This is a genomic window from Roseobacter sp. HKCCA0434 (assembly GCF_032464675.1).
In the GTDB taxonomy this organism is placed as follows: domain Bacteria; phylum Pseudomonadota; class Alphaproteobacteria; order Rhodobacterales; family Rhodobacteraceae; genus Pontivivens.
Genome location: NZ_JAWDKL010000017.1, coordinates 40,008 through 61,155, shown reverse-complemented (window position 1 = coordinate 61,155; position 21,148 = coordinate 40,008). Strand labels below are relative to the sequence as shown.

General features: G+C 68.6%; 19 protein-coding genes. 12 read left to right on the top strand and 7 right to left on the bottom strand.

What is annotated here, in order from left to right:
* The first annotated feature begins 111 nt into the window (after positions 1–111).
* Positions 112–1,455, top strand: coding sequence for a WecB/TagA/CpsF family glycosyltransferase (locus tag RX333_RS11505; protein ID WP_316015088.1), 1,344 nt, complete (start codon positions 112–114; stop codon positions 1,453–1,455).
* Here the strand turns inward: RX333_RS11505 and RX333_RS11500 are convergent.
* The gene (locus RX333_RS11500; RefSeq protein WP_316015087.1) at positions 1,449–1,883 is read right to left on the bottom strand and encodes a globin domain-containing protein; all 435 of its coding nucleotides are present in this window, start codon (positions 1,881–1,883) and stop codon (positions 1,449–1,451) included. The two genes, RX333_RS11505 and RX333_RS11500, sit on opposite strands and share 7 nt — an antisense overlap.
* A gap of 119 nt (positions 1,884–2,002) precedes the next feature.
* Between RX333_RS11500 and RX333_RS11495 the strand changes: the two genes are divergently transcribed.
* Positions 2,003–2,446, top strand: coding sequence for a pyridoxamine 5'-phosphate oxidase family protein (locus tag RX333_RS11495; protein WP_316015086.1), 444 nt, complete (start codon positions 2,003–2,005; stop codon positions 2,444–2,446).
* Between the two features lie 18 nt (positions 2,447–2,464).
* Here RX333_RS11495 and RX333_RS11490 read toward each other — a convergent pair whose 3' ends face one another.
* The 3 genes from RX333_RS11490 to rpsD form a co-directional block, all read right to left on the bottom strand.
* Positions 2,465–2,665 (bottom strand): hypothetical protein, encoded by a 201-nt coding sequence (locus RX333_RS11490; RefSeq protein ID WP_316015085.1) that lies wholly within the window; start codon positions 2,663–2,665, stop codon positions 2,465–2,467.
* A 107-nt stretch (positions 2,666–2,772) separates the two neighbouring features.
* Complete coding sequence (locus tag RX333_RS11485) at positions 2,773–4,191, bottom strand: homospermidine synthase (protein ID WP_316015084.1); 1,419 nt, start codon at positions 4,189–4,191, stop codon at positions 2,773–2,775.
* A 142-nt stretch (positions 4,192–4,333) separates the two neighbouring features.
* Positions 4,334–4,954: a 30S ribosomal protein S4 gene (gene rpsD / locus RX333_RS11480; RefSeq protein ID WP_316015083.1), complete on the bottom strand. Its 621-nt coding sequence runs from the start codon at positions 4,952–4,954 to the stop codon at positions 4,334–4,336.
* Positions 4,955–5,149: 195 nt separating this feature from the next.
* Between rpsD and RX333_RS11475 the strand changes: the two genes are divergently transcribed.
* The 7 genes from RX333_RS11475 to RX333_RS11445 all read left to right on the top strand — a co-directional run bounded on the left by RX333_RS11475 (position 5,150) and on the right by RX333_RS11445 (position 12,035).
* Complete coding sequence (locus tag RX333_RS11475; RefSeq protein ID WP_316015082.1) at positions 5,150–5,956, top strand: glycosyl transferase; 807 nt, start codon at positions 5,150–5,152, stop codon at positions 5,954–5,956.
* Entirely contained in the window at positions 5,956–6,675 is a 720-nt protein-coding gene (rlmJ, locus tag RX333_RS11470; protein ID WP_316015081.1) for a 23S rRNA (adenine(2030)-N(6))-methyltransferase RlmJ, read from the top strand. Before RX333_RS11475 ends, rlmJ begins: the two co-directional genes overlap by 1 nt.
* A gap of 52 nt (positions 6,676–6,727) precedes the next feature.
* Complete coding sequence (locus tag RX333_RS11465; RefSeq protein WP_316015080.1) at positions 6,728–7,414, top strand: SDR family NAD(P)-dependent oxidoreductase; 687 nt, start codon at positions 6,728–6,730, stop codon at positions 7,412–7,414.
* A gap of 109 nt (positions 7,415–7,523) precedes the next feature.
* Complete coding sequence (locus tag RX333_RS11460) at positions 7,524–9,056, top strand: cryptochrome/photolyase family protein (protein ID WP_316015079.1); 1,533 nt, start codon at positions 7,524–7,526, stop codon at positions 9,054–9,056.
* 45 nt (positions 9,057–9,101) lie between these two features.
* Positions 9,102–10,091 carry a P1 family peptidase gene (locus RX333_RS11455; RefSeq protein WP_316015078.1) on the top strand — a complete coding sequence of 330 codons (990 nt, stop codon included), beginning with the start codon at positions 9,102–9,104 and terminating at the stop codon, positions 10,089–10,091.
* Positions 10,092–10,149: 58 nt separating this feature from the next.
* Positions 10,150–10,698: a TRAP transporter small permease gene (locus RX333_RS11450; RefSeq protein WP_316015077.1), complete on the top strand. Its 549-nt coding sequence runs from the start codon at positions 10,150–10,152 to the stop codon at positions 10,696–10,698.
* Positions 10,695–12,035: a TRAP transporter large permease gene (locus RX333_RS11445; RefSeq protein ID WP_316015076.1), complete on the top strand. Its 1,341-nt coding sequence runs from the start codon at positions 10,695–10,697 to the stop codon at positions 12,033–12,035. Before RX333_RS11450 ends, RX333_RS11445 begins: the two co-directional genes overlap by 4 nt.
* A 79-nt stretch (positions 12,036–12,114) precedes the next feature.
* On the opposite strand, the gene RX333_RS11440 is transcribed toward RX333_RS11445, so the two are convergent.
* The 3 genes from RX333_RS11440 to RX333_RS11430 are packed head-to-tail and all read right to left on the bottom strand — an operon-like array spanning position 12,115 to position 13,027.
* Entirely contained in the window at positions 12,115–12,246 is a 132-nt protein-coding gene (locus RX333_RS11440; RefSeq protein ID WP_316015075.1) for an entericidin A/B family lipoprotein, read from the bottom strand.
* Between the two features lie 60 nt (positions 12,247–12,306).
* The gene (locus RX333_RS11435) at positions 12,307–12,861 is read right to left on the bottom strand and encodes a sigma-70 family RNA polymerase sigma factor (RefSeq protein WP_316015074.1); all 555 of its coding nucleotides are present in this window, start codon (positions 12,859–12,861) and stop codon (positions 12,307–12,309) included.
* A complete protein-coding gene (locus tag RX333_RS11430) occupies positions 12,854–13,027 on the bottom strand; it encodes a NepR family anti-sigma factor (protein ID WP_316015073.1) in 174 nt (57 codons plus the stop codon). Before RX333_RS11430 ends, RX333_RS11435 begins: the two co-directional genes overlap by 8 nt.
* A gap of 152 nt (positions 13,028–13,179) precedes the next feature.
* Between RX333_RS11430 and RX333_RS11425 the strand changes: the two genes are divergently transcribed.
* From RX333_RS11425 to RX333_RS11415, 3 genes are all read left to right on the top strand, one after another.
* Entirely contained in the window at positions 13,180–13,983 is an 804-nt protein-coding gene (locus RX333_RS11425) for a response regulator (protein WP_316015072.1), read from the top strand.
* A gap of 159 nt (positions 13,984–14,142) precedes the next feature.
* The gene (locus RX333_RS11420) at positions 14,143–15,933 is read left to right on the top strand and encodes an autotransporter assembly complex family protein (protein ID WP_316015071.1); all 1,791 of its coding nucleotides are present in this window, start codon (positions 14,143–14,145) and stop codon (positions 15,931–15,933) included.
* The gene (locus tag RX333_RS11415) at positions 15,933–21,137 is read left to right on the top strand and encodes a translocation/assembly module TamB domain-containing protein (RefSeq protein WP_316015070.1); all 5,205 of its coding nucleotides are present in this window, start codon (positions 15,933–15,935) and stop codon (positions 21,135–21,137) included. The genes RX333_RS11420 and RX333_RS11415 overlap by 1 nt, the downstream gene beginning before the upstream one ends.
* Positions 21,138–21,148: the final 11 nt, after the last annotated feature.

The window sequence follows — 21,148 nt, the reverse complement described above, 5'->3', positions numbered from 1 at the left end:
TCCGGAGGGAGATTCCCCGGCTCGAACGAATGCCCGCCTTGACCGTCCGCGACGTCGCGGAGCCACCCTCGCCCCGGCAGCATGACCTCCGACACAATCAAGGAGGCCATCATGGTCAAGACACTCTCTCTCTTCGGTCTGCGCATCGCCGATGCGGACCGCATCACCGCCATCGCCGCCTTGCTCGACCGGCCCGGCCGAACCACGGCGGCCTTTGTCAACGCGCATTGCGTGAACGTCGCCGCCCGCGATACGGCCTACAAGAGGGCGCTGCGAGCCGCGGATTTCCTGCTGCCCGACGGGTCGGGCATGGCGCTCGCCGCCCGGATGGCGGGACGCAGACTCGACCATAATCTCAACGGCACCGACCTGAGCCATCCCCTCTGTCGGGAAGCTGCGCGACGCGGATTGTCGATCTACCTGCTCGGCGCACGACCCGGCATAGCGCGAGAGGCCGCCCGCAAGTTGACGCTCGCGGTTCCCGGCCTGCGGATCGCGGGCACCCGGGACGGTTTCTTCGACGAGGCGGACAGCGACGCGGTCATCGCCCGGATTAACGAGAGCGGGGCCGATATCGTGCTCGTCGCGATGGGCGTGCCGATGCAGGAGAGCTGGCTCTACCGCCATCGCCGCCAACTCGACGCCCGACTCGCGATGGGCGTCGGCGCGCTGTTCGATTTCGAGGCGGGCGTGGTCCCCCGCGCGCCAGGATCGCTGCGCCGTGCCGGGCTCGAATGGACCTGGCGTCTCGCGGTCGAGCCCCGGCGGATGTTCCGGCGCTACGTGCTGGGCAATCCCGCCTTCGTCTGGCGGGCCGCCCGCAATGCGCTGCGCACCCCCCGCCCGCGGTCCGACGCGATGCCGTGGACGAAACGCCTGCTCGACCTGACCGTGGCGAGTGCCGCGCTCGTCGCCCTCTCGCCAGTCCTGATCGGGACTGCCCTCGCGGTCCGGCTGACCAGCCGCGGGCCGGTCCTGTTCCGGCAGGAGCGCGTGGGCCTCGATGGCGAGCGGTTCACGATGCTCAAGTTCCGGTCGATGCATGTCGATGCCGAAGCGCGGCGCGCCGCCCTGCTGGGCCAGAGCGAACGCGAGGGGGTCTGCTTCAAGATGCGCGACGATCCCCGCCTGACGCCCGTGGGGGGTCTCATCCGGCGCTATTCGCTCGACGAGCTGCCGCAGCTGTGGAACGTCATCCGGGGCGACATGTCGCTGGTCGGCCCCCGACCCGCCTTGCCCGAGGAAGTGGCCGCCTACCCGATCGGGGCCCTGCGCCGCCTGCGCGCGGTTCCCGGCATCACCGGCATCTGGCAGGTCTCGGGCCGCGCAGAGATCGCCTTCGGGCGCATGGTCGCGATGGATCTGGCCTATATCCGCAGCCGCTCGGTCCTGCTCGACATGCTGCTGCTGGCGCTGACCGCGCGGGCCGTGCTGGCCGGACGTGGCGCCTATTGAGCCTCGTCGGGATAGGCTGCGGCGATCATCAAAGCCGACAGGGTGCCGTAGACCCGGCCCCAAGCGGCGGCGTCCTTCTCGTTGAAATCATCGCCCAGCGAGGCCGACAAGGTGTCGATCAGGGCTTGGCCCACGGCCGGATACTGATCGGGACGGACGCCGTACGACACGTGGCGCACGGCCAGCGCGCGCGCCTCGGGCGCGAGGGCCGCGGGCTGATCGACATGGTCTACGATCCAGTTGAGTGTCTGCATCAGCTTGCGCGCCTGATCGGACATCCCGGTCCCGAACATCGCACGCGTCTGGGGCGAGATCTCGAACAGCCGGATGTAGAACAGCCTCGCAACCACGTCGCCGCCCGCGGCGACGCGGGCCCAGCTGCGCCTGATCCGCGCGATATCGTCCTGGCGCTCGATCGTCATTTTCATGGACTAGCATCACGACGCCCCGGAAAACAGGGGCTGCGATACGGATGAAAAGCTTATGGCAGCTTGTCCGCCACGGCTTACCTTGCGGCAGGTCAGTGACAGGCAGGGAGTTTCAGCCAATGAGTGAGATGAGCATGCAGGACATCGCCGCGAAGATGGCCGATATCGACTTCGCGATGCTGGTGACGAAGACCGAGGGCGGCGCGCTGGCCGCGCGCCCCATGAGCAACAACCGCGATGTCGACTATGACGGCACCAGCCGGTTCTTCGCACTCGACAGCACGCGGATGGTCGCCGATATCGGCCGCGATCCGCAGGTTATCCTGACGATGGAGGGCAGCGCGGGCCTCGCCGGTGTCGTCGGCAAGCCGCCACTCTACCTCTCGGCCCAAGGTCGGGCGGAGATCGTGCGCGACAAGGCGGCGTTCGAGGCGCATTGGAACCCCGATCTGGAATACTGGTTCAAGGAGGGGACGGACACGCCCGGCCTCGTCATGATCGTGGTGAAGGCCGAGCGTCTGCACTACTGGGACGGAGAGGCGGAGGGCGACCTCCTGGTCTGAGCCCTCCACGCTGCCCGGTCAGTCGTGACAGTCCGGGCAGCAGGTGGCGCAGCCGTTGACGGTGGCATATTCGTCCTTCGCGTGCTTCATCGCCGTTTCGCACTTGGCGTAATCCCCGAGTGCGGTGCGTTTATCCTCGTTGGGCAGGAACTGGCACTCCTCGGAATGAACGACATGCGTGCCGCCGTTCTTGGTCTCGTGATTGACGTAGTACTTCATCGTCGGTCTCCCTTTCGGAGGACCAACGGCAAGATGCGGCATGGGTTGCCGGGCGGATCGTCGCGGGTGGGGCGAGGCCCCGGCTTGGAACCGGGGCCTTCGCAAATTCAGCGAACCAGCGTGTTGCGGAAGCTCCACGGCGTGTCGCGGTCGAGGTCCGTTTCGTGCGGCAGGCGCTGCGTGACCGGCGTCCAGTCGGTGTAGTGCCCCTCGACCGGGCCGAGATAGGGCATCTGCACTTCCAGACAGCGGGCGTGGTCCATCTCCTCGGTCTCGACGATCCCGGCTTCCGGGTTTTCCAGCGCCCAGACCATCCCGGCGAGCACCGCGCTCGTCACCTGCAGGCCGGTGGCGTTCTGATAGGGGGCGAGGTCCCGCGTCTCCTCGATCGACAGGCGCGAGCCATACCAATAGGCGTTCTTGTCATGGCCGTAGAGCAGGACGCCCAGCTCGTCGACGCCGCCGGTGATCTCGGTCTCGTCCATGATGTGCAGCTTGTCCTGCACCTTGCCCGAGCCGAAGGTCTCGTGGAAGGACAGCACCGCGTCGTCCGCCGGGTGGTAGGCGTAGTGGCAGGTCGGGCGATACTCGGGCCTCGCCCCCTCGCCCACCGTGAAATAGTCGGCAATCGAGATCGCCTCGTTATGCGTGACGAGGAAGCCGTATTGCGGCCCCGGCGTCGGGCACCAGGTCCGGACCTTGGTGGCCGCGCCGACGGTCGGCAGGAAGATCGCGGCCTGGCAGCCGCTGTCATGCCCGCGCGCCCCCTCGGGCTGCCATGTCTCCTTGGTGCCCCAGCCCAGTTCGGCAGGCTGGAACCCTTCGGACAGGAAGCCCTCGACCGACCAGGTGTTGACGAAGGTGCCGATTGGCTTCGCGCGGCTCGACTGCTGGGTGTCGCGCTCGGCGATGTGGATGCCGTGCACGCCGACGTCCTGCATCAGCGCGGCCCAGCCTTCGCGGCTGGTCGGAGCGGTCGCGTCGCGGCCAGTGTCGCGCGCGATGTCGAGCAGGGCCTGCTTGACGAACCACGACACCATGCCGGGATTGGCGCCGCAGCAGGACACGGCGGTGGGGCCGCCGGGATTGGCCCGCTTCTCCGCGCGCACCGTCTCGCGCAGCGCATAGTTCGTCCGCTCCGCCGGGTCGCCGTCCATGTCGAAATAGAACCCGGCCCAAGGCTCCACCACCGTGTCGATATAGAGCACGCCGATCTCGCGGCAGAAGCGCATGATGTCGAGCGAGGACGTGTCGACCGACAGGTTCACGCAGAACCCGCCCTTCTCGAAGAGCGGGCCGAGGATCTCGCGGTAATTGTCCGGGGTCAGGGCGACCGGGTGATGTTTGACCCCGCGCTGGCGCAGGAAGGTGTGGTGCTGGTTCGACGGCTCGATGACGTGGATGTCGTGGGCGTCGTACTCGAAATGCCGCTCGATCAGCGGCAGCGTCCCCTGCCCGATCGAGCCGAAGCCGATGATGACGACCGCGCCGTCGATGCGGCCGTAATTGGGGTACTCGGTATCCATGGGCGGGCTCCCGTCCTGCAAGTCGCGTGTCGGGGACCGCGCTTAGAGCATCGGGGGCAATGGGGCAATCGTCGCGGGGACCGCGCAAACGCAAACGGGCCGCCCGAGGGCGACCCGCTGAAATCCGGTGGTGCGGCGAAGATCAGTTCTTCGCGTAGAATTCGACCACGAGGTTCGGTTCCATCTGCACCGCGTAGGGGATGTCCGACAGGCCCGGCGTGCGCACGAAGGTCGCGGTCATCTTGGAGTTGTCGCAGTCCAGATATTCCGGCTGGTCCCGCTCGGACAGGCTCAGCGCCTCGAGCACGGAGGCGAGCTGGCGCGACTTCTCGCGGATCTGGATGACGTCGCCTTCCTTCACGCGGTAGGAGGGGATGTTCACCCGGCGGCCGTTCACGGTGACGTGGCCGTGGTTCACGAACTGGCGCGCGGCGAAGATCGTCGGCACCCACTTGGCGCGGTAGACGACCGAATCGAGGCGACGCTCCAGCAGGCCGACGAGGTTTTCACCGGTGTCGCCGCGCAGACGCTCTGCCTCGGCATAGATGCGGCGGAACTGCTTTTCGGTCAGGTCGCCGTAGTGACCCTTCAGCTTCTGCTTGGCGCGCAGCTGGATGCCGAAATCGGAGAGCTTGCCCTTGCGGCGCTGGCCGTGCTGGCCGGGGCCGTATTCGCGGCGGTTCACCGGGGACTTGGGACGGCCCCAGATGTTCTCGCCCATGCGGCGGTCGATCTTGTACTTGGCAGACGTGCGTTTGGTCACGGCTGGATCCTTTCGGTTGGCGCGGGATGCGCGCTGGTGAAAGGTGCTTTCCTTTCCCTTCCCCTCGGCGGGGTCCGGGCGACAGGACACCCCTCGCGGGGGCCGCAAACACCAAGGTCCGGCAAGGGTCGCCCTGCCGGAATGGGCGCGTTATAGGGATGGGGACGGGGGAGTCAACCGCGAGGACGGGCAGGCATGGACAAGCAGGTGATCTGCATCCGATGGGGCACCAAGTACACGGCGACCGACGTGAACCGGCTCTACGCGATGGTGGCGCGCAACACCACGCCGCCCTTTACCTTCACCTGCTTCACCGACGATGCGACCGGCGTGCGCGAGGAGGTGCGCTGCCTGCCGTTGCCGCCGCTCGACGCGGACATGCCGATCAACACCTTCGGGATCTGGGGCAAGTCGCGACTGTGGTCGTCCCCGTTGGGGGATCTGGAGGGGCCGGTGCTGTTCCTCGACCTCGACCTCGTCATCATCGGCAACATGGACGGGTTCTTCGAGCATGGCGACCCGGAGAGGGTCTATCTCGCGCGCAATGCCAACACCCCACACAAACGGTGGGGCCAGACGTCCATCTACCGCTTCCCAGCGGGGAAGATGGGCGACCTCAAGGCGAACTTCCTCGCCGACCCGCAGGGCATCGCCGACCGCTACCGCTTCGAGCAGCGCTACGTGTCGGAGAACGCGCCGGGGGGCATCGACTTCTGGCCGAACGGCTGGGTCGACATCTTCAAGTGGCATTGCGTGCCGACCTTCCCGATGAACTATTTCCGCGCGCCGGCGCCGCGCCCGACCGCGAAGGTCGTGCTGATCCCCGGTGCGCAGACCGTCGAGAACGCGATCGAGGGCCGCTACCGCACCCGCGCACGCGCCTTGCCGCCGCGCGAGCATCTGAAGGCCACCTTCACCGACAATTGCTACGGCAACATGTGGCAGCACCTGCGCCGTTTCATCCATCCCTCCCCCTGGATCGCGGAGGCGTGGCGGGAATAGTGCTGTCCTATCAACATGCCTACCATGCCGGCGGTCCGGCGGACGTGCACAAGCATGTCGCCTTGGTGCGCGTGCTGGCCGCCCTGACCGCCAAGCCGCGCGGCATCACCTACATGGAAACCCATTCGGGCCGCGGCCTCTACGACCTGTCCAGCGACGAGAGCCGCAAGACCGGCGAGGCGGCGGAGGGCATCGCGATGGGCGCGCCCGAAGGGGAGCGGTTTTCCGACCTGCTGGCGGAGCTGCGCGCGGGTGCCGGGCCGGACGCCTATCCCGGCTCGCCCCTGCTCGCCGCGATGATGCTGCGCGACGTCGACGAGATGCACCTGATGGAGCTGCATCCGGCCGAACATGCCGCGCTGCGCGACGTGCTTCCCGGTGCCGACATCCATCGGCGCGACGGCTACGAGGGGGTGCTGGCCCTGTCGCCGCCCACGCCGCGGCGGGGGCTGGTGCTGGTCGATCCGTCCTACGAGGTGAAAAGCGAGTATGCGCAGGCGGGCGCCTTCGTCGCGAAGCTGATGGCCAAATGGCCGGAGGCCTGTGTGCTGGTCTGGTATCCAATCCTGCGCGCTGGCCGTCACGCGGATCTGCTCGACGCGCTCGCACCGCTGTCGCCTGTCGTGGACGAGGTGCGGTTCGATCTCAAGGGCGGGGCGGGAATGCTCGGCTCGGGCATGGTGGGCGTGAACCTGCCGCACGGGGTGGCGCTCGGCTGAGTGCGACCATCGCGCGCTGGACCGGTGCGGCGCGCGGACCATCTGGCCCGGCATGGATTTCACGGAACGATATGGCGGCGGGCGGGCGCTGGTGGTCGGGGCCTCCGGCGCCATCGGCGCGGCGCTGGTCGAGGCGCTGTCGGCGCATATGGAGGTGACGGGGCTCAGCCGCTCGGGCGACGGGCTTGACCTGACCGACGAGGCGAGCGTCGCGGCGGCGGCAGAGCGGCTGAGGCCAGGATTCCGCCTGATCTTCGACGCCACCGGCGCGCTGGAGATCGACGGCGCGGGGCCGGAAAAGAGCCTCGACGTCATAGACCCGGCGGCGATGGCCGCGCAATTCGCGTTGAACGCGATCGGACCCGCGCTGCTGCTCAAGCACCTCGCGCCGCTGATGGCCGAAGATGGCCCGAGCCTCTTCGCCTCGCTCTCGGCCCGCGTCGGGTCGATCGGCGATAACGAGCTGGGCGGCTGGTATTCCTACCGCGCGTCGAAGGCCGCGCTGAACCAGATCCTGCACACCGCCGCCATCGAGATCGCGCGCAAGCGACCCGAAGCGGTGGTCGTGGCGCTGCATCCTGGCACGGTGACCTCCGATCTGACGCGGAAATATCTCGGGCGGCATCCTTCGGTGGCCCCTGCCGAGGCGGCCGAGAACCTGATCCGCGTGATGGGCGGGTTGCGGCCGGCGCAATCGGGCGGCTTCTTCGACTGGCGGGGGGAGGTGGTGGTTTGGTGAGCGAATTTCATTGCGGTGAGGGCAGCCCCCGGCCGCGGGTGGGGGTAAAGCCCCCGCCCCGGGGGGCGGTCGGGGGCTGCCCGGCGGTTCCCGCCGGGCGGGTCTCTCGATGACCGCGCCGCGCCTCATCCTCGTCCTCGGCGACCAGCTCTCCCATGACCTGTCCGTCCTGCGCGAAGGGGTCAAGAGCCGCGACATCGTCGTCATGGCCGAGGTCCGCGACGAAGGCACCTACGTCCCCCACCACGCCAAGAAGATCGCGCTGATCCTCGCCGCCATGCGGCATTTCGCGGCCGAGCTGAAGGACGATGGCTGGACCGTCGCCTACACCCCTCTCGACGATCCCGACAACACCCACGCGATCAGCAAGGAGCTGCTGCGCCGGGCCGAGGAATACGACGCCGAAAGCGTCGTCTCCACCGCCTCGGGCGAATGGCGGCTGCGCTCGCTGCTGGAGCACACGCCCATCCCGGTCAGCCAGCTTCCCGACGACCGGTTCCTGTGCTCGGAGGGGGATTTCGCCGCCTGGGCGAAGGACCGCGACACGCTGACGATGGAGTATTTCTACCGCGAGATGCGGCGACGCCACGACATCCTGATGGACGGGGACAAGCCCGAGGGCGGCCAGTGGAACTACGACAAGGAGAACCGCAAACCGGCGGAGCCCGACCTCTTCATGCCCGAACCGCTGCACCACCAGCATGACGAGGTGGTGGCGGAAGTGCTCGATCTGGTGGCCCGCGAGTTTCCCGAAACGTTCGGCACGCTGCGTCCCTTCTGGTTCGCCGCGACGCGCGCCGGGGCCGAGGCCGCGCGCGACTGGTTCATGACGGAGGCGCTGCCGCGCTTCGGCGACTACCAGGACGCGATGCTGGCGGGCGAGGATTTCCTCTATCACTCGATCCTGTCGCCCTATCTCAACATCGGGCTTCTCGACCCGCTCGACCTCTGCCGTCGGGCGGAGACGGAGTACAGGGAGGGGCGCGCGCCCCTCAACTGCGTCGAGGGCTACATCCGCCAGATCCTCGGCTGGCGGGAGTTCATCCGCGGGGTCTATTTCCTCGAAGGCCCCGACTATGCCGAACGCAATGCGCTGAACGCCACCCGCGACCTGCCCTGGTTCTACTGGTCTGGCGAGACGAAGATGGCCTGCATGGCCCACGCCATCGGCCAGACCCGCGACGAGGCCTATGCCCACCACATCCAGCGGCTGATGGTGACGGGGAATTTCGCGCTGCTGGCCGGGCTCGACCCGCAGCAAGTCGCGGAATGGTATCTCGCCGTCTATGCCGACGCCTTCGAATGGGTGGAGGCGCCGAACGTGATCGGCATGGCGCTGCATGCGGATGCGGGCGTCTTCGCGACCAAGCCCTATGCCGCGTCGGGCGCCTACATCAACCGCATGTCGGATTACTGCAAGACCTGCCACTATTCCGTCAGCAAGAAGACGGGCGAGGGCTGTTGCCCGTTCAACCCGCTCTACTGGGATTTCCTGCTGCGCCACCGCGAGCGATTCGAGAAGAACCGCCGCGTCTCGCGCAGCTACGCCACCTGGGACAAGATGGATGCCGACAAGCAGGAGGCCTATCGCGACAGCGCTGCGGCGATCCTGGCCAAACTGGATGCGGGCGAGGCGATCTGAGCCACGCTTGGACGCCTCCGGCGGGGATATTTGGAGGAAGTGAAGATGTTCTATGTTCGCCCCGGCCCCCTCAACCTGATCACCGATATCGATGGGCTGCGGGTCGGAAATGCCGGGGACGCGCGGCTGAAATCGGGTACCACGGTCCTTGTCGGCGACGCGCCCTTCACCTGCGGCGTGCACGTCATGGGCGGCGCGCCGGGGACGCGGGAGACGGATCTTCTGGCGCCCGACAAGTCCGTCGCGGCGGTGGACGCGCTGGTCCTGTCGGGCGGATCGGCCTTCGGTCTCGACGCGGGCGCGGGCGTGATGGACGCGCTGCACCGGGACGGGCGCGGCTTCGCCGTCGGACCGGCGCGGGTGCCCATCGTGCCCGCGGCGATCCTGTTCGATCTGGTCAACGGCGGTGAGAAGGACTGGTCGCAGACCCCTTATCGTGCTTTGGGCGAGACCGCCTACCGCGCGGCGTCGGAGCGGTTCGCGCTCGGCTCCGTCGGGGCAGGCACCGGCGCCATCGCCGGGCGGCTGAAGGGGGGCCTCGGCTCGGCCTCGCTGGTCCTGCCCTCGGGGCATGTGGTCGGCGCGCTGGTCGCGGTCAATTCGCTCGGCAACACCACCTCGGACGGGCGGCGGTTCTGGGCCGCACCCTACGAGATCGGCGCTGAGTTCGGCGGGCTGGGCGCGGGCATGCCGCCGACGCTCGCCGACACGTTCCGCACAAAGGCGGAGGTCTTCGCACGCGGCAACACGACCATCGCCATCGTCGCGACGGATGCGATGCTCGACAAGGCGGGCTGCACCCGCATGGCGGTCGCGGCCCACGACGGCATGGCCCGCGCGATCGTACCGTCCCACACGCCGATGGATGGCGACCTGGTCTTCGCCGCGGCGACCGGCGCGCGGGAGGGGGCCGACCCGTTGACGCTGGGTCATGCCGCGGCGATCTGCCTTGCGCGCGCCATCGCACGGGGCGTTTACGCCGCATCGCCCGCCGAAGGCGACCTCGTCCCCTGCTGGAGTGCCACCGACGCTTGACGACCGGCCCGCCGCCATGCACCTGCTCCCCCCGGATCGTCCCATTGGCGGAGCCGCGATGACACGTCTCACCGAAGTCCTGACCTCCCTGTCGAGAGCACTCGCCCTGCTCGGCGGCGTGGTCCTCGTGGCGCTGGCGCTGATGACGCTGGCCTCGATCATCGGGCGGGCGGGCGTCGGCCTGGGCCTGCGGCCCGTGCGCGGGGATTTCGAACTGGTGCAGATCGGCTGCGCCATCGCGGTGTTCAGTTTCCTGCCCTGGTGCCAGATGCGGCGTGGGCACGTGACGGTCGACGTTCTGGCCGACCGCCTACCGCTCGCCGCCCGCCGCGTGCTGACGGTCGTCGGCGATCTGACCTTGGCCGGGTTCGCGGCGGTCATCGCACGGCAACTCGCCCTGGGCCTGGCCGAGAAATTCTGCGCCGACACCGCCGATCCGGTCTTCGGCTGGCTGTGGCGCTCGACCGGCATGGCCGAGGACTATTGCTGGGTCGAGGCGACCTACGAACTGGGGCTGCCGGTCTGGTGGGGCTACGCGGCGGGGCTCGCGGGGGCCGGGCTGTTCACGCTCGCCGCACTCGTCACCGCATGGGAGGCCGCGCGATGACCGGGCTGGAGGCGGCGCTGACCGGGCTCGGCGCACTGCTGGCGCTGATCGCGCTGCGCGTGCCGATCGCGGCGGCGATGGCGATCACGGGCTTCGTCGGGGTCTGGCTGCTGCGCGGCAGTCCCGCGCCCATGCTCGGCATCTTGAAGGGGCTGAGCTGGGACGTGTTTTCCTCCTACTCGCTCAGCATCGTGCCGCTGTTCCTGCTGATGGGGCAGTTCGCGTCGAAGTCGGGAATGTCCGAACGGCTGTTCACCGCCGCGGCCGACCTCGTCGGGCACCGGCGCGGTGGGATCGCGGTCGCCACGGTCGGGGCCTGCGCGGGCTTCGGCGCGGTGGCGGGGTCGTCGCTCGCCACCGCCTCCACGATGGGGCAGGTGGCGCTGCCGCAGATGCGGCGGCATGGCTATTCCGATGCGCTGGCAACCGGGGTGCTGGCGGCGGGGGGGACGCTGGGCATCCTGATCCCGCCCTCGATCATCCTCGTCATCTACGCCATCGAGACACAGCAGAACATCGAGAAGATGTTCGCCGCCGCGATCCTGCCGGGGCTGCTGGCGGTGCTGGGCTACGTGGCGGTTGTCCGGCTCTACGTCGCATGGCGCCCGGATGCGGCGCAGCGCATGGACCCGGTGCCGTGGCGGCAGCGGGTGCGAAGCCTGGTGCGGGTCTGGCCGGTGCTCGGCGTGTTCATCCTGGTCATCGGCGGAATCGCCGCGGATTGGAACTGGTTCCGGCCCGGCCGGCAGGCGCTCTTCACCCCGATCGAGGGCGCGGCGGTGGGCGCGGTCCTCACCGGGCTCTACGGTGTGGTCACGCGCGGGCTGACGCGCAGCCGCTTCATGGATTGCGTGCTGGAGGCGGCGCAGGCCACGGCGATGATCTACCTGATCCTGCTGGGCGCGCAGATGTTCAACACCTTCTTGGCCTTCACGCAGGCGCCGCGCGACCTGGCCGACTGGGTCACGGCCAGCGGCTTCGCGCCGCTCGGCGTGCTGGCGCTGATGCTGCTCGCCTACCTCGTGTTCGGCTGCGTGATGGATTCGCTCAGCATGATCCTGCTGACCATCCCGATCTTCTTCCCGATCGTGCAGGGGCTCGATTTCGGACTGGGGCCGGAGGAGACGGCGATCTGGTTCGGCATCCTGGTGCTGATCGTGGTGGAGGTCGGGCTGATCACGCCCCCGGTCGGGCTCAACCTCTTCATCATCAACGGGATCGCCAGGGACGTGCCCATCGGCCGGACCTATGCCGGGGTGGCGCCGTTCATCGCGAGCGACCTGCTCCGGGTGATCCTGCTGGTCGCGGTGCCGGGCATCTGCCTGGCGCTGGTCTGACCCGCCTTCGCAGGCGGCCGCGCACGAAAAAGGGGAACGCATCGGCGCTCCCCTTCTTCGATCAGATGATCGGACAGCCTTAGTTGGCTGCGTCCTGGATGGCCTCGCCACCCGCTTCCACGTCTTCGCCGGCACCTTCGATGGTGTTGCAGCCTGCCAGAACGGCGGCCGCGAGTGCGAGGGCGGGAACGAATTTCACGATCTTCATCATAGTCTTTCTCCTTGCTGGGTTATCGACAACTAAATCTTGCATACGCCAATGGGTTTCGGATCAGGCGGCACCGCGTCCGCCATCGACCATCGCGGCCAGGGTGGCGCCATCGGTCAGGCCCGGTTCATCCTTGTCGAGATGGAGCAATTCGGACAGGCGCACCCGCGCCCGATTGACGCGGCTCTTGACCGTACCGACCGCACATTCGCAGACGGCGGCCGCCTCTTCGTAGGACATGCCAGCGGCACCCACGAGCATCAGGCTCTCGCGCTGATCGGGCGGCAGGGTATCGAATGCGCGCCGGAAATCGCTGAGCTCCATCACGCCGTCCTGCGAGGGCTTAACGCTGAGACTGTCGGTATAGGCGCCGTCGACGTCCTCGACCTCCCACTTCTGCTTGCGCTTGGAGGAGTAGAACGTGTTGCGCAGGATCGTGAACAACCATGCCCGGAGGTTCGTGCCCTCCTTGAACTTGTCCTTGTTGGACAAGGCCTTGACGATGGTGTCCTGAACGAGGTCATCCGCGCGCGCATGTTCGCGCGTCAGGGATCTGCCGAAGGCGCGAAGATCGGGAACCAGCTCGACCACGCCTTCCTCGAAGGAAAGGTTACTCATCCGCGTCGCTTCCCTGACCGGACGATCCTTTCTGCCGAAGCTGGGCGACGAGGTTGGCAAGTTGATCGGACATGGGAGCGTTCATGCTGTCCTCGTAGACCCGCTTGAGATTCGCTTCGATGCGCCGTTCACTTTCCAAGACCTTCGTGTCCTTTCGTGCACTCATGTAAAAGCTGTCCTTGCTCGGCCCGCCGCCCATGGGCGGGATGTTATGGTGTTGACCGGCATTGGCACGGCTCTACAGTCTCGGAACGACGAGTTAGGGCGGATCGTTCCAAAGAAAACGTCCGAATGGATAACATTTTACCGGGGCATTGAATGAGCATGCACGACCGTATCGGGGACATACTGCCGGAATTGCGGCGATTTGCGCGGGCGCTGTGTGGCTCTCAGCACGCAGGCGATGCCTATGCGGCCGCCACGCTGGAGGCCATCCTGGCCGATCCCACGCTGGTCGATGACGGGGCGAGCGATCCCAAGCGCGCGCTGTTCGAGGTTTTCGGCGGCATCTGGCGCTCGACCGGCGCACGGGTCGATTTCGACCCCGACGACATCGACCCGCGCGAGGCGGTGATGCAGGGCCGCCTTTCGCCGCTGTCGAGCCGCGCGCGCGAGGCGCTTCTGCTGCGCCTGCTGGAGGATTTCGGCCTCGGCGACATCGCACGGATCATGCGCATCTCGACCGACGAGGCACAGGAACTGGTCGAGATCGGCATGGGCGAGGTCGAGAGCGACACGCGCAGTCGCGTCCTGATCATCGAGGACGAGCCGCTGATCGCGATGGATCTCAGCAACATCGTCGAGGGGCTGGGCCATGACGTGATCGCGGTCGCGCGCACCCATACCGAGGCCGTCGCGGCGGTCGAGGGGCTGTCGCCCGACCTGATCCTCGCCGATGTGCGCCTCGCCGACGGGTCCAGCGGCATCGAGGCGGTGGACGAGATCCTGGAGGTGTCGGGCGACGACCTTCCGGTGATCTTCATCACCGCCTTCCCGCAGCGCCTTCTGACGGGCGAGCGCAAGGAGCCCGCCTTCATCATCACCAAGCCGTTCGAAGAGCGGAAGCTGCGCGTGCTGATCGACCAGGCGCTGTTCTTCCGCATGCTGCCCGACCACGCATGACCTAGGCCTCCTGTCGGCGGAATTTCGCCGACAGGAGGCCCTCGCCACGCCCTGCGGTCCGTCACGTTGACGTCCCGTAAGATGTGAACCGTCAGACACTTGCGGCCTGCCCCATCCTGTGACGTTACTGGAGCCGGGACAGATGACGGAGCGATCGGCGTGAACCGGATTTTCTTGCTACTGGCAGGGATTGGCCTGCTGGCTGCCTGCGGGCGCGACGATTTGGGCTTCGACGTGCCGCCGCCCTCCGACAGCGTCGACTACGACGTCACGATCACCGGCGCCCCGACCGAGGATGTCGAGGAGCTGGCGGAGGAAACCCTCGCGCTCTACCGACGGCAGGAGGATGGGGCGGCCTCGCCCGCCTTCCTGCGCCGCCGGGCCGACAACGACATCGACACGATGCAGTCCATCCTGCAATCCGAAGGCTACTACCAGGCCGAGGTGACGCGCGACGTCACCGGCGAGGGGGAGACCCTGGCCGTCGAGATGGCGATCGAACCCGGCCCCGCCTTCACGCTGACCCGCCACGAATTCGACCTGACCGGCCCGACCGCGCCCGCGGGCTTCCCCGGACCGGCGGAGCTCGGCAGCCCGATCGGCGAGCGCGCGCAGGCCATCCGCATCCTCGAGGCCGAGGACGCCGCCGTCGCCTGGCTGCGCAATGCGGGCTACGCCTATGCCGAGTTCGTCGAGCGCGACGCCGTCGCAGACCCGGCCACCGCCACGCTGACCGTCACGACGACGATCGACGAGGGGCGGCCCCACACATTCGGGCCGGTCAGCTATGTCGGGCTGACGGCGGTGGAGCGCGAATATCTCGACACCTACATCCCTTGGGTGCCGGGCCAGACCTACGACGCGCTGACCTTGCGCGAGTTCCAGCAGGACCTCGTGCGTACCGAGCTGTTCAACACCGTGACCGCCGAACCACCGGAGGAGGAGCCGGGCACCACCGCTCTGCCGATCACCGTGACGGTGGACGAGCGCAAGGAGCGGACGATCTCCGCCGGTCTGCGCTACGACACCGAGGCCGGCCTTGGCCTGACCGCGTCGCTGGAGCATCGCAACCTGCTCGGCCGCAACGAGAACGCCCTGTTCGACGTGAAGCTGGGACTGGAGGAGAGCGCCGTCGGCCTCAGCTTCCGCGTCCCGCAGTTCCGCCGCGACGGGCAGACCGCGACCTTCCAGACCCGGCTGACCCAGACGGACGAGGACGCCTTCGAAGGCACGACCTTCACCATCGGCGGCGGGCTGGAGCGGGAGCTGACCGACGAATGGCGCGGCGGCGTCTCGGCGGTCTACGAGCTGTCGGATGTCGAGGAGAACGGCGTGCCCACCGACATCTCGATCGTCGGCCTGCCCACCTTCGTCGCCTACGACAATACCGATGACCTGCTCGATCCGCGTTCGGGACGGCGGGCGCGGCTGGTGGTCTCGCCCTTCGCCGGAACGGTGAACGACGACTCCGTCACCTTCCTGCGACTCGACGGACGGGCCTCCTTCTACCTGCCGATCGACGAGGAGCGCGAATTCGTGCTGGCCACGCGCGGTCGGGTCGGCTCGATCCTCGCGGAGGACGTGTTCGACGTGCCCGTCACGCGGCGCCTGTTCTCGGGCGGCGGCGGCTCGGTGCGCGGCTTCGCCAACCGCTCCCTGGGGCCGGAGGATGCCAGCGGCGACGCACGCGGCGGATTGTCCGTCTTCGAGATCGGGACCGAGCTGCGCTATCCGATCCGGGGCAATATCGGCGGCGTCGCCTTCGTGGAGGCGGGCCAGGTCTCCGACAGCGTGACGCCGGAATTCGACGACCTGCGCCTCTCCTTCGGGGCGGGCGTGCGGTATTACTCCCCCATCGGACCGGTCCGCGCCGACCTTGCCTTCCCGGTCGATCCCGACGACAACGAGGACGTGTTCCAGTTCTACCTCGCCATCGGGCAGGCGTTCTGATGCGCGCGCTCCTCCTCTCCCTCGCGCTGATCCTGTGCGCGGCCCCGGCCGTCGCGCAGACCTCGATCTTCGACCTCGACAACCGGCTGGTGCAGTTCGCGCTGCGCCAGATCTCGTCGCCTGGCAGTTTCGAGATCACCGCCGATCTGGTGGAGGATGCCGAGGGCGCGACGCGCCTCAACGGGGTGAAGGTCTCGGACGGCACCGGCATCTGGCTGACCATCGACCAGCTGGTGGTGGACTGGAATTCCAGCGCGATCCTGCGCGGGCAGCTCGACCTCGACCGCGTGATCGTGCGCGGGCTCGACATGACGCGCGCACCGTCCCCGAACGCCGAGGCCCCGACCGTAGACGTGGAGCAGACGCAGGGCACCCCCTCCCCCTTCGACTGGCCGCGCGCACCGATCCCGGTGATCGTCGACCAGATGACGCTGGAGGATATCCGCATCGGCCCCGATGTGCTGGGCCAGTCGCTGACCTTCGACGGCACCGGCTCCGCCCGCGACCAGGGCGACGAGCAGCGGATCGAGCTGAACATCACCCGCTCCGACGATATCGACGGGGAGATCGCCTTCACCTACCTTCGCGACTTCGCCGAGCGGACGCTGGGGATCGAGCTGGAGGCGCAGGAGGAGGCGGGCGGCATCGTCGCGCTTCTCGCAGGCTTCCCCGAGGACAGCGCCAGCCGCGTCAGCCTGTCGGGCAGCGGCCCGCGCGACGACTGGCAACTGACCTTCGACGCCGAGACCGACGACGTGTTCGAGGCCGAGGGCGAGGCGACCGTCTCCTATGTCGAGCCGCTGTCGGTGCAGGCCGATTTCGTTCTGGTGCCGGGACCGGAGATGAGCCCGACCGTCCGCGCCGTGACCGGCGAGCGCGCGCAGCTGGTCGTCGACATCGAACAGGGCGCCGACCGCGTGGTGCGGATCAACGATCTCGATCTGGAAAGCCCGGCGCTGCAACTGGACGGCACCGGCACCTTCGACCTCGACACGCAGACCAGCGACCTGCGCATCATCCTCGACGGGCGGGAGGAACTGGCCGGTCTGATCGACGGCGTGATCTTCGACGGCTTCACCTTCGAGGGCGAGGTGACGGGCCCGCCCACCGATCTGACCGCCGTGGGCCAGGCGAGCGTGCGGCAGTTCCGCTCCGCCCTCGTGGATGCGGAGCGGGTGGCGCTCGACCTCAACGTCCGCCGCATCGACGAGCGGCTGCGCGTCACCGCCAACGGCACCGGCACCGGCCTGCGCCTCGACCAGCTGGACGAGGACACAGTAGGCGAGGCACGCCTGCGGCTCGACCTGACGCAGGAAGGCGAGCAGGTAGAGCTGACGACGCTGCGCCTCGACAGCCCGCTCCTGACCCTTTCGGCGGAGGGGACGACCGACACGACGTTCCAGAATGCCGACCTGTCGCTCGACTTCGCCGCCGACAGCATCCGCCGCATCGCCGCCGCCTACGGGCAGGAGGCCAGCGGCGAGGTCAGCCTGATCGGCCGCGTGCAGCGGGTAGAAGGCGTGCTCGATGGGCGGCTCTCGGGCCGCGTCAACGGGTTCGAGACCGATGCCGCGGACGTGGAACGGCTGGACCTGGTGGTCGAGATCGGCCAGCAAGGCGAGGAAATCGGACTGACGCTGGACAGCGAGGCGCAGGGCCTGCGTCTCGACCGGCTCGGCCCGGACCTTCTGGGCGAGGCCCGCATCGACGCCCGCGTCGTGCTGGGGCCGGAGGCGGTCCGGGTCGAGAGCCTGACACTCGACAGCCAGCCTCTCAGCATTACCGCCACCGCGACGCAGGAACGGGAAACCGGCCTCGTCACCTTCGACGCGCGGGTGCAGTCCACCGATGCCGAACCGCTGGCGGCCGCCTACGATATCGACCTCTCAGGGCGGCTCGACATGCAGGCCGAGGGCACGTTCTCGAACGGGGTGGTGAACGCCACCACGACCACCCGCCTGATCGAGCCGCGCTACGCCGACATCGCCTCGGCGGAACGCATCGACCTCGACGCCAACGTGATCGGCGGCGGCGAGGACGGCTACACCGTCCGCGCGACCCTCGCAGGGGTAGAACCGACGGTCGGCCCGCTCGGCCCCGAGGCGCTGGGTCAGTTGCAAGTCGAGACCGAGGCGAGCTTCATCGACGGCACCGCCCGCGTCGCGAATTTCGAGCTGACCTCGCGCGCGGCCAACGCCACCGCCAGCGGCCAGATCGAACTGGAGAGCGGCGACGCGCTCGGCCAGGCGGAACTCGACATCCGCCGCCTCGAAATCCTCGCCGCGGTGTTCGACCTGCCCCTCGAAGGACGGCTCTTGCTGGAAGCCGAGGGCAGCCGCACGGATGGAGAGATCGACGCCACGATCGAGGCACTGGCCCGCGACTTCGCCTATGGCGAGATCGCGCAAGCCGGCACCGCCCGCATCCGCGCCACCGCGCGCGGCGAGATGGACGATCTGGTCCTGGCCACCGTGGCGGAGATCGAGCAGCCGCGCATCGACCGGCTGACCGCCGATGTGCTGGGCACGGTCCGGCTCGACGCGACGGCCCGGCTGGAAGACGGACAGCTCGCCAGCGCCCAGGCCGAACTCGACTCCGACGCGCTCAATCTGACCGTCGAGCCCTCGCCCGACGGCTCCCGCCTCGACTACACCGCGCGGGTGGTGGAGCTGAGCCGCCTTGCGCGGGTCTACGACGTGGACGCGGGCGGGCGACTGGCCGCGAACGGGGTCGTGACCCTCGGCGCGACACCGGCCCTGGACGGGACCCTCGTCCTCGACGAGGCCCGCTTCGGCGGCAATCGGCTCGGCGACCTCGTGCTCGACCACGACGTGACGCTGGGCGACACGATCCGCGGCGATCTCGCGCTGCGCGGGCGCAATGGCCTGCTCGCCAATACCGATGCCAGCCTCGACCTCGCCTTCGCCGACAACGTCCTGAACGTCACCGACCTGAACGGCGCTGTGCTGGGCCAGCAGCTGACCGGACGCGCCCGCGTGGACCTCGGCACCCTGCTGACGGACGCCGTGCTCGACGTCTCCCGCCTCGACCTTGGCCAGCTTCCGGTCGCGGACCTTCAGGGCACGGGCTCGGGCCGGGTGGTGCTGACCCCGCAAGGCGGCACGCAATCGGTCGAGGCGGATCTGACGCTGAACGACGCCGTGCTGGGCGGCATCCCGATGGCGACCGCCTCGGTCGACGCGCGGATCACCAACGCGCTCTCCCCCGACCCTGGCATCGACGCACAGGTGCGCGGCGGCGGGCTCGCGCTCGGCGGGGCCGACATCACGACGCTGAGGCTCGACGCCAACGGTCGCCTCTCGGCACTGGAGGTCCGCGCCGACGCGGATGGAACCACGCAAGGCCAGCCGATCTCCTTCACCACTGCCGCCACGGTGAACGCCGCGGGCGGGCAGACCTCGATCCGCGTGCGCGACCTCAGCGCAGATTACGGCAACGCGCAGATCGCGCTGGGCGGCCCGCTCGACGTGCGGCTCGTCGATGGCGGCGTACAGACGGACGGCCTGATCCTCCTGCTGCCCGGCGAGGGTCGCGTAACGGGCGATGTCGATCTGATCGGCGGCGGGCTCGTCGGCAACCTCCAGGTCCAGACGCTCGATCTCGCCGTCCTGGCCGACGAGATCGACATTCCCGTCTTGGCCGGTCTGCTGACCGCCGATCTGACCTTCGACACGCGCCCTTCGCGCGCCACCGCCTCGCTCGACGCGACGCTGCGCGATTTCGTCGGGTCCGACGTGCTGGAGGAAGGGCTGACCGTGGACGCCGTGCTCGACGCCGACTGGAACGGCCGCACGGTCGAGGCGACGGCCCGCATCGATGGCGGCTTCGGCGAGCCGTTCGACATCGTCGCCTCCATCCCCGTCGCGCTGCAGGGCGGCCCGGTGCCGCAACCACTGATGAACGCCCCGATGAGCGCCACCGTCCGCTGGGCGGGCGAGGTGCGCCCGCTCTGGGCCTTCGTGCCCGCGCCGGGCCAGATCCTGTCGGGCCTCGCCACGATCGACCTCGACATCGGCGGCACGCTGGCCGAACCGCAGGTCGGCGGCAACGTCTCGCTGTCGGACGGGCGCTACGAGAATCTCGACGTGGGCACCATCCTCACCGAGGTGACGGTCATCTCCGACATCGACCCGTCGGGCAACCTCGCGCTCGATTTGCAGGCCAGCGACGGGGCGGACGGGTTCCTCTTCGGCCGGGTCGAGCTGGTGACCGGCAACGGCCCCCTGCTGATCGACGCGGAGGTCACGGCCGAGGAAGCGGTCCTGCTGCGCCGCGACGACCTGGTGGCGCAGATCTCGGGCACCGTCACCGCCGACGGTCCCCTGACGGCCCTCGCCGTCGCGGGCGATCTCAACATCGACCGGGCCGAGTTCCGCCTGATCAACGCCAACCCGCCCGAGATTCCGACCCTGGGCGACGTGCGCATCCTGGGCGAACCGGTCGAGGAGCGGGAGCCGTCGGCCCCCACCTCCATCACGCTCGACATCGACGTGCGCGCGGCCAATGGCCTGTTCGTGCGCGGCCGCGGGCTCGAATCCGAATGGCGCCTCGCGCTCGACATCCGCGGCACCGCCGCCGACCCGCGCATCACCGGTCAGATCGAGCGGCTGCGCGGCACGTTCACACTGATCGGGCGCAATTTCGACCTCGCACAAGGCGAGATCACCTTCGACGGCGGGCAGCGGATCGACCCGCGCCTCAACATCGTGCTCAGCCGGACAGAGGACGACCTGACCGGCCAGATCATCATCTCCGGCTTCGCCTCCGACCCGCAGATCGATTTCGCCTCGCAACCCGCCCTGCCCGAGGAGGAGGTCCTGCCACAGCTCCTCTTCGGCCAGTCGCAGCAGAGCCTGAGTGCCGGGCAGGCGCTGCAGCTCGCCTCGGGCATCGCGACGCTGGCCTCGGGCAATACCGGACCGTTCGATCTGGCGCGCAACGCGCTGGGCGTGGACGTGCTGCAGATCGACGCGGGCCAAGGCGGCGAGGGATCGTCGCTCACGGTCGGCAAGACGCTGGGCGAAGGCGTGTTCGTCGGCGCGGAAACGGCGCTCGACGGCTCGGGCGAAAACGTCTTCGTTATCGAGCTCGACGTGATCCGCAACGTGGTGATCGACGCCCGGATCGGCGCGGGGGGCGAGGCGTCCTCCTCGGTCGGGATTACTTACAGCCGGGATTTTTAGAGAACGCTGAC

Coding starts and splice junctions, on each gene's coding strand:
- RX333_RS11425 (WP_316015072.1), top strand. CDS start 13,180: ATGAGCATGCACGACCGTATCGGGGACATACTGCCGGAATTGCGGCGA.
- RX333_RS11465 (WP_316015080.1), top strand. CDS start 6,728: ATGGATTTCACGGAACGATATGGCGGCGGGCGGGCGCTGGTGGTCGGG.
- RX333_RS11430 (WP_316015073.1), bottom strand. CDS start 13,027: ATGAGTGCACGAAAGGACACGAAGGTCTTGGAAAGTGAACGGCGCATC.
- RX333_RS11450 (WP_316015077.1), top strand. CDS start 10,150: ATGACACGTCTCACCGAAGTCCTGACCTCCCTGTCGAGAGCACTCGCC.
- RX333_RS11455 (WP_316015078.1), top strand. CDS start 9,102: ATGTTCTATGTTCGCCCCGGCCCCCTCAACCTGATCACCGATATCGAT.
- RX333_RS11485 (WP_316015084.1), bottom strand. CDS start 4,191: ATGGATACCGAGTACCCCAATTACGGCCGCATCGACGGCGCGGTCGTC.
- RX333_RS11475 (WP_316015082.1), top strand. CDS start 5,150: ATGGACAAGCAGGTGATCTGCATCCGATGGGGCACCAAGTACACGGCG.
- RX333_RS11415 (WP_316015070.1), top strand. CDS start 15,933: ATGCGCGCGCTCCTCCTCTCCCTCGCGCTGATCCTGTGCGCGGCCCCG.
- RX333_RS11500 (WP_316015087.1), bottom strand. CDS start 1,883: ATGAAAATGACGATCGAGCGCCAGGACGATATCGCGCGGATCAGGCGC.
- RX333_RS11495 (WP_316015086.1), top strand. CDS start 2,003: ATGAGTGAGATGAGCATGCAGGACATCGCCGCGAAGATGGCCGATATC.
- RX333_RS11445 (WP_316015076.1), top strand. CDS start 10,695: ATGACCGGGCTGGAGGCGGCGCTGACCGGGCTCGGCGCACTGCTGGCG.
- RX333_RS11435 (WP_316015074.1), bottom strand. CDS start 12,861: ATGAGTAACCTTTCCTTCGAGGAAGGCGTGGTCGAGCTGGTTCCCGAT.
- RX333_RS11505 (WP_316015088.1), top strand. CDS start 112: ATGGTCAAGACACTCTCTCTCTTCGGTCTGCGCATCGCCGATGCGGAC.
- RX333_RS11440 (WP_316015075.1), bottom strand. CDS start 12,246: ATGATGAAGATCGTGAAATTCGTTCCCGCCCTCGCACTCGCGGCCGCC.
- RX333_RS11460 (WP_316015079.1), top strand. CDS start 7,524: ATGACCGCGCCGCGCCTCATCCTCGTCCTCGGCGACCAGCTCTCCCAT.
- RX333_RS11490 (WP_316015085.1), bottom strand. CDS start 2,665: ATGAAGTACTACGTCAATCACGAGACCAAGAACGGCGGCACGCATGTC.